Source organism: Hymenobacter sp., from assembly GCF_036388155.1.
Lineage (GTDB): Bacteria > Bacteroidota > Bacteroidia > Cytophagales > Hymenobacteraceae > Hymenobacter.
On the sequence record NZ_DASVSI010000097.1, the window covers coordinates 1 to 4,871 of the forward strand.

General features: G+C 61.2%; 4 protein-coding genes. All 4 read right to left on the minus strand.

The window, feature by feature from the left end; all coding sequences use genetic code 11:
• Positions 1-203: 203 nt before the first annotated feature.
• Positions 204-1,088 (minus strand): sugar phosphate isomerase/epimerase, encoded by an 885-nt coding sequence (locus VF629_RS13215; RefSeq protein WP_331058959.1) that lies wholly within the window; start codon positions 1,086-1,088, stop codon positions 204-206.
• Between the two features lie 76 nt (positions 1,089-1,164).
• On the minus strand, positions 1,165-2,607 hold the full coding sequence (locus tag VF629_RS13220) for a Gfo/Idh/MocA family oxidoreductase (RefSeq protein ID WP_331058960.1): 1,443 nt from the start codon (positions 2,605-2,607) through the stop codon (positions 1,165-1,167).
• 211 nt (positions 2,608-2,818) lie between these two features.
• The gene (locus VF629_RS13225; RefSeq protein ID WP_331058961.1) at positions 2,819-3,601 is read right to left on the minus strand and encodes a DUF1080 domain-containing protein; all 783 of its coding nucleotides are present in this window, start codon (positions 3,599-3,601) and stop codon (positions 2,819-2,821) included.
• 270 nt (positions 3,602-3,871) lie between these two features.
• Positions 3,872-4,759 (minus strand): hydroxypyruvate isomerase family protein, encoded by an 888-nt coding sequence (locus VF629_RS13230; protein WP_331058962.1) that lies wholly within the window; start codon positions 4,757-4,759, stop codon positions 3,872-3,874.
• Positions 4,760-4,871 lie beyond the last annotated feature (112 nt).

Genomic DNA, 4,871 nt, shown 5'->3' on the forward strand with positions numbered 1-4,871 from the left:
TCGGCGGGCCGACCGGTTGTCGTTGAAGAGTCCGTTCTTGCGGAAACCGGTCGGCCCGCCTAGGGCGGGCGGACCGGCAGCGCGACCTCAGGAATGCTTAAAGCCTGTTGCTGCCACTTTTTTAAATAATAAAGCCCATCCTGCTGAGCAAAGTCAGCGCAGGACGGGCTTTTACGGAGCAGGTGTTCTATGTGAACGCCTACTTACACCAGGTTTTTCTTGATGTAGGCCATGCTCTGGGTCACGCTGTCGAAGGGCGAGCCGGGGGTGGAATCCTGCTCCACAAAGAAGTATTCCATGCCAGCCAGTTTTGCCTGAGCGAATATCTTCTTGAAGTCGATGCTGCCGTTGCCGACTTCGGTGAAGAATTTCTTTTCCGTCTTGTCCATGTCTTTCACGTGCCAGAGCGGGAAGCGGCCGGGGTGCTGCTGAAACAAGGTCAGCGGGTCTTTGCCGGCCTTGGTTACCCAGTACAGGTCGAGCTCCATTTTCACCAGTTTCTTATCGGTGGCCAGCAGCAGGTCGTAGGGCAGCTGGCCGTCCTGGCCCATGAACTCAAAGTCGTGGTTGTGGTAGCACAGCTGGATGCTGGCCTTCTGGCAGCGCTCGCCGGCCTTGTTGAGCTGGTCGGCCACGTACTTGTAGTGGTCCAGGCCGCCGCGCTCCGCCTCCGAGAGGTAGGCGCACACCATGTACTTCACGCCCGCGGCGGCGGCATCGTCCACGGCGCGGTCCCACTCGTGGAGCATGGTGCCCTTGGTGGGGGCGCCGTTTGTTTGCTCCTCGCCCAGCCGGTAGTGGCTGCTGGGCATAATCATGCCGTTTTTCTTCAGCAAGGCGGCAAATTCCTTGGGGGCCATGCCGTAGAACTTCTGGCTGCCGGTGTAGGTCGCGCCTTCCACCGAGTTGTAGCCAATTTTGGCCAGCTGCGCCAGCGTGCCCGCGGGGTCTTTCTCCATGGCCGCGCGCACGGTGTAGAGCTGCAAACCGATGTAGCGCTTGCTGGGCGCAGCAAGCAAGGACGGCGACACCAACAGGCCGGCCGACAGCAAAGCGGCCGAAGCCAGAAAATCTCGACGAGAAGTCATAGGGGGTGGGGTTAAGGAGTAACAGGTGTGAGCCAAACTGACTTTCAGCGGCTTATTGCAAAAGCGGGACCAATACTTAGGACCAGCCTTGCCGGTACTCGCGCCGGACAAAGCGGTTGACTTCGTCGAAGTTGGTGACGCGCAACTGCTGCGCGTCCCAGAGCAGCTCGATGCCGCGGCCGGGGTACTCCACGCCCGTGCCGCTGGCTTTGGGCCGCTGCAGGTCGTAGCCGCGAATGGCGAGGTTGGCCATGAGCAGCGCCTCGGTGAGCGGGCCGGCCGTTTCGAAGGGTGCGCTGACTTCTTTGTTGCCGTAGCCCGCCAAGCAGGCCTCCACCCATTGGCCGTAGTGGCCGTTGGCGCCGCCGGGCACGCGGGCAAGTTTCTGCTTGGTGCGTACTTCCTGGTTGCGCGAGAGGGGCAGCAGGCGCGGGTCGGCGGAGTAGGTGCTGGCCATCATTTTGCCTTTTTTGCCCACGAAGAGCACGCCGTTGCCGCCGTCGCCGAACTTCTCGTTCGGCCCTAATTCTTCCGGGCGTTCGGGCTGAATGCCGCCGTCCATCCAGTGCACAGTTACTTCGTGCTGGGTCTTCTTGGTTTTGGGAAACGTCAGGGTAACGTGGCTGGAGGGCGGGCAGCTGTCGGGGAAGTACCCGCGCTTGAACTCGTCGACGTACACGCTGCCCACGCTGGCTTGCACGGCGCTGGCGTACTGCAAGTCCAGCACCCGAAATGCCGCTTCCATGAGGTGGCAGCCCATGTCGCCCAAGGCGCCGGTGCCATATTCCCACCACCCGCGCCAGTTGAAAGGCACCAGCTTGTCGGAATACGGCCGGAAGGGTGCCGTGCCCAGCCACAGGTCCCAGTCCAGCCCGGCGGGCACGTTGGGGGCGGGGGGCGGCCAGGCAATGCCCTGCGGCCACACGGGTCGGTCGGTCCAGCAGTACACAGTGTGCACCTTCCCGATGACGTTGTCGTCGTACCATTCCTGCAGCTGCCGCACGCCGTCGTTCGAGGCGCCTTGGTTGCCCATTTGGGTCACCACTTTGTAGCGCTTGGCGGCTTCCGTGAGGGCGCGGGCCTCGTAGATGTCGTGGGTGAGGGGCTTCTGCACGTACACGTGCTTGCCCAGCTGCATGGCGGCCAGCGTCACCACGGCGTGGTTGTGGTCGGGCGTGGCCACCGACACGGCGTCGAAGTTCTTGGCTTCCTTATCCAGCAGCTGCCGCCAGTCCTTGTAGTACTTCGCGTTGGGGTAGGCCTGCACGGCTTTGGCCGCGCGGCGGTCGTCCACGTCGCAGAGGTAGCCGATGCGGACTTTGCCCGTTTTGGCAAACATTGCCAGGTCGCTTTCGCCCTTGCCGCCCACGCCCACGCCAGCCACCACCAACTGGTCGCTCGGAGCTGTGTAGCCACGGCCACCGAGCACGAAGCGGGGCACAATCATGAACGTGGCTGCCGCAGCAGCGCCCTGCGCTAAAAACTTACGGCGAGACGGTAATTCGGGAAGTTGGCTCATAGCGGGTGGGAAAAAAGACGATGAGGCGCAGTTGCTACTAGGGGCGAGGTGATTACTGGCGAAATTCAGCTTTTTAAAGCTATTCAAGTAGCCCGTCATGCAGAGCGCAGCGAAGCATCTCGCGTGTGGTAGTAACTCAATCGTGAAGACGAGGCCACGCGAGATGCTTCGCTGCGCTCTGCATGACCGTTCTTTTTGCTCATTTAAAAAGCTACTTCGTGGCTGGCAGCTCGCGAATCCAGATGTTACGGAAGCTCAGCGGCTCGCTTTTGTCGCCGTGGGCCTGCAGCTTGATGGGGGAGGGGCCGTGCGCCTGCTGGTAGCTGGCCTTGCCGATGTACTGCGTGGGGCCGGTGAGGGCCGTGTGGTTCTGCACCAGCACGCCGTTGAAAAACACCGTGGCGTAGGCGGGCGTCACCACGGCTCCGTTGGCGCCGAAAACGGGCGCCGTCCACACCACGTCGTAGGTCTGCCACTCGCCGGGCTTGCGGGCGGGGTTGGCCAGCGGAATGACCTGCTTGTAGATGCTGCCGGCCATGCCATTGACGTAGGTTTTATTCTGGTACATGTCCAGAATTTGCAGCTCGTAGCCCAGGTCGCCCTTGCCCGTGGAGGCCAGAAACAGGCCACTGTTGCCGCGTCCCTGCCCCGTGCCCGTGATGTTCGCCGGCACGCGCCACTCCAGGTGCAGCTGGTAGCTGCCGAAGCTGCGCTTGGTTTCGATGTTGCCCACGGCCTTGTTCACGGTGAGCACGCCCCCGGCCACGTTCCACTTGGCGGGCGTGCGGGTGTCGGTCGATACCCACTGGTCGAGGTTTTTGCCGTCGAACAGCACCAGCGCGTCGGAGGGCGCGTCGCTGCTGGTTTTGCCAGGCATCACCACGGCGGGCACGGGCTCGTACACTTCCGTGTCCTCCGGCTTGCCGGTTTGCTGGGCGTGGGCAGTGCCGAGGCTGCCGGCACAAAGGGCAAGCGCAAGAAGGTGGGATTTCATGCGGGAAGGGGGTTGAAGGGTGAGTAAATAGGTAAAAGAAGGGTCATGCTCATCTAGCGTCCGCTTGTCGAAGCACCTCGCGTGCAGGGTCTGTCATCCTCATCTGGCGTCCGCGCAGCGAAGGACCTTGTCACCAAAGAACTGCTAATGTTCTAACTCGATAAGGTCCTTCGCAAGCTCAGGATGACAAACGACTGGAGAAAGCAGCTTCGATTGCGCGAACGCCGGATGAGCAAGACTGCCAGCCGATTAGCTCTTTTATGCGTGTATTTACACGTCGCACAGCTGCACGGCTTTGCGCAGCGAGGCTATTTTGTCAGTCTGCTTGGGGATGAACTCCTGGGCCACGTAGCCTTTGAAGCCCGTGGCTTTGATGGCGCGCATGATGGCCGGGTAGTTCAGCTCCTGGGTGTCGTCGATTTCGTTGCGGCCCGGCACGCCGGCGGTGTGGTAATGGGCAATGTAGGCCTGGTTGTCGGTGAGCGTGCGGATGACGTCGCCCTCGTCAATCTGCATGTGGTAGATGTCGTAAAGCAGCTTAAAATGTTCAGAACCCAGCCTTTTGGCCAGCGCCACGCCCCAGGAAGTGCGGTCGCATTGGTAGTCCTTGTGGTTGACTTTGCTGTTGAGCAGCTCCATCACCAGCACCACCTTGTGCTTGGCCGCCAGCTCCACCAGCGGCGCCAGGCCTTTCACGGAATTGGCTAGGCCCGTTTCGTCGCTCATGCCGCGCCGGCTGCCGCTGAAGCAAATCAGGTTCTTGTAGCCGGCCTCGGCCACCCGCGGAATCATGGCCGCGTAGTTCTTCTGCAGCGTGGCGTGGAACTGCGGGTCGTTGAACCCGTCGGTGAGGTTGATTTCGGCGCCATTGCACATCGATGAGTCGAGCCCGTGCTTTTTCAGCGTGGGCCAGTCGGCCGGCCCCACCAAATCGATGCCCTTGAGCCCCATGCCCTTGGCCGCGACGCACAGCTGCTCCACCGACATGTCCTGGAAGCACCAGCGGCACACCGAGTGGTTGATGTTGCCCTTCAACGCGACATTTTCCATCTCCTTTTCTTCGGGCATAAATGAGCTCAGGCTCCCCACGGCACCGGCCGCCGCGGTGCTGGTCAGGATGTTTTTAATGGCCGTGCGGCGAGACGAGGGCGTAGGCATAAGCGAGGATTTAGGTGTTAAAAGCTGTCCTGATGAACAACCTTATTGCTAAGTACAAACGTCCTGTATTCAGAACGTCATGTAAATAGACCGTCATGTCGAGCGCAGCCGA

Bases quoted from the DNA above. Each gene is read 5' to 3' on its own strand.
- VF629_RS13215 (WP_331058959.1), bottom strand. From the start codon at position 1,088: ATGACTTCTCGTCGAGATTTTCTGGCTTCGGCCGCTTTGCTGTCGGCC.
- VF629_RS13220 (WP_331058960.1), bottom strand. From the start codon at position 2,607: ATGAGCCAACTTCCCGAATTACCGTCTCGCCGTAAGTTTTTAGCGCAG.
- VF629_RS13225 (WP_331058961.1), bottom strand. From the start codon at position 3,601: ATGAAATCCCACCTTCTTGCGCTTGCCCTTTGTGCCGGCAGCCTCGGC.
- VF629_RS13230 (WP_331058962.1), bottom strand. From the start codon at position 4,759: ATGCCTACGCCCTCGTCTCGCCGCACGGCCATTAAAAACATCCTGACC.